Here is a 2,529-nt window from a genome sequence, read left to right as displayed (position 1 = left end):
GAAACAAGCACTCGCCCAACTCGCAGCCGCCTACCCAGACCGTATCAACCCCTACTTGTAACCAATCAACTTACACAAAAAACTTGACAGGCCCTCGTCACGGTCGTGGATCAACAGACTGAACGCACCACCGGCATCCACGGACTGGAGCTGGGCATAGTCACCGACCAGCAGCACCTTCGCCCCCGCCTCCTCAGCCGCCTGCGTGATCCGGTCCAGGGAGAGAGTCCCCGCCAGGGAGGCTTCGTCAACGATGACCAGCTGCCCGGCCTGGAAGGTGGCGCCGGTGTGTTGGTGGGTGGCCCACCACTTCGCCGTGTTCTCCGTGGCGATCCCCAGATCGTCGGCCAGCACCTGCGCCGCCACCGCCGACGGGGCCAACCCCACCACCGACCCGGCACCATGCTCGGTTTCCCACGCCCGGCGGAGTGCGTTCATCGCCGTCGTCTTCCCCGCCCCCGCCGGACCCACCAACACATCCACCACCCGGCCCGACACCGCGACCGAGGCCAAGGCTGCTGCCTGGTCTGGACCGAGCACCCGCCCCTCGGCATCAGGCTTGCTCGTGATGGTCTCGACGGTGGCCAGGTCGATGCTCGGGCCGGTGGTGGTGCGGGCCCGTTGCAGGAGGCGGTCTTCGGCGGCGAGGAGGGTGTCGGAGGAGAACACGGTCGAGTGCTTCGGCCGGAACACGCTGGTGCCGTCCAGGCGGCGGAACTCCACCGGGCTCGTGGTCAGTTCGGGTGGGGTCAGGCGCAGGGACGCCTGTTCGGCGGCGTCGGCGACCATGGCGGTGATGGCTTCGCGGTCCTCGACGGTGGCGAACCGCCACCCCATCGTTTGGCGGGCGGCTTCGGCCATCAGGTTCCAGCGCCGCCACGTCGAACGCTTCTCCCCCACCACCTCGACCACCGAGCGCCCGACCTGCCCGATCAGCTCCAACGGCACATCATCAGCCCGCAACAACAGCTGCCGCTCCCCGACCGTGACGGTCCGCGCCCACACGGTTGCGTCCACGCCGAGCTGCTGGCTGGCGCGGGTGCGCCACTCGGCTGTCAGCTCCGCCAACGAGCGGACCTGCTTCTCTGGACGCGTCGCGAGCGTGGCCTGGGCGCGCAACCGGATCACGGTGGCATCGGATGGCTGCCGTCCGTGGGTGGCCACGTACTCGGCCACCAGCCGGTCCTTCTCCACCTCGATCTGCCACGCCCGCGTGGAGAATTCCGCCACCAGCTGTTCGGGGACGTCGGTGATCGCCCAGGACGGGTTCCGGTCTCGGCCCATCTCCCGCGGCTCCCACTCGACGCCGAAGGTGCGGGTCATGTGATCGGCGAACACGGCCTCGTGCAGCTCCGACAACGCGACCACCGCGGCATGCATCGGCCGCCCATCCAGACTCCGCCACTTCCCATCCAACACCGTGCGGGCCTTGTTGCTGATCACCACATGCGTATGTAAGTGCGGGTCCCCGGCGCGGGAGTCGAAGTGATCGAACGCCGTCGCGATGAGCCCGGTGACGTCGACCTGTGCAACCGCGCCATCGCCAGCGGTTGCGCCCGTGCGGGTGGCTGCAACCTCGCGCTCCATGAACGCAACCACGGCCGCAACCGCCTCATGATGGGCTTGCGCAATCAACGCCTGCGTCCCCGCGTCCGCAACCGCCCACAACACCGACGCCGACTTCGGCACACTGAACGTGAAATCAAACCCCGCCACCGCACGCCGCGACCCCCGCGCAGCCTCCTCCGCCTCAATCTGCGCAACCCTCCGACCCCGCTCCACCGCCCCCAGCGACGGGCCCAGTTCCGCGACACGATCCGAAACCCGATCCGCCGTCGAGCTATACACCGGATACGCCCGCCCCAACGGCACACCAGTAATCGGATCCCGCCCCATCCCCACCAACAACTGGAGCTGCGCCTCCGACACCTGCGCACCCGGGGCGAGTGCACCATGCCCCAAAGCCGCCACGCCGGAACCGAGCCAACGCCCCGGCGGGGTGCCAGCCTCGGCGTAGTAGCGAGTCAGGGGAGTCGACAGCGACCGGTCACCATCACCAGCCGCCACGGTGCGCAGCAGGTACTTGTAGCCGTCACCAGCCGACATCACCCGCATCGACACCGTCACCCAAACCACCCCTCACCTGCTCGTCACACAGGTGAGCTGGCAGCCTCCCAACCTCGATCTGCAAGACGCGTGGCGTCTCTGTCGAGGTCTCTCACGGAGTGAGTCTCGATGTTGCCGAGGCTCTGCGGCCGTGGGTTAGCTCGGGATTCGTTCTTGCCAGCATCGATATGGATTTCCGCGTCTTTGAGCAGAGAGGGGATATTGAGTCGCTTACCGGCAGTGGGGTCGCCTACGCTGGTGGGCATGTTGTTCTACGGCACTGCTTCGCTGCGTCTGCGCAGCCGCTAACGGCGGAGGGCACCCTCCACAGGGGCCTGTCAAGTTTTTTGTGTAAGTTGATTGGTTACAAGTAGGGGTTGATACGGTCTGGGTAGGCGGCTGCGAGTTGGGCGAGTGCTTGTT

Annotated in this window: 1 protein-coding gene; it reads right to left on the bottom strand. The window is 67.0% G+C overall.

Translation table 11 applies throughout. The annotated features are described in order from the left end of the window. Window positions 1–51: 51 nt before the first annotated feature. Window positions 52–2,127, bottom strand: a complete 2,076-nt coding sequence (gene mobF, locus BSZ39_RS14750; protein WP_245792527.1) for a MobF family relaxase — start codon at window positions 2,125–2,127, stop codon at window positions 52–54. Between the last annotated feature and the right edge of the window lie 402 nt (window positions 2,128–2,529).

Origin of the sequence: Bowdeniella nasicola, assembly GCF_001907295.1 — a bacterium.
GTDB classification, from domain to species: domain Bacteria; phylum Actinomycetota; class Actinomycetes; order Actinomycetales; family Actinomycetaceae; genus Bowdeniella; species Bowdeniella nasicola.
The sequence above is the reverse complement of the archived record's forward strand: the minus strand, read 5'-3'. Positions and strand labels throughout refer to the sequence as shown.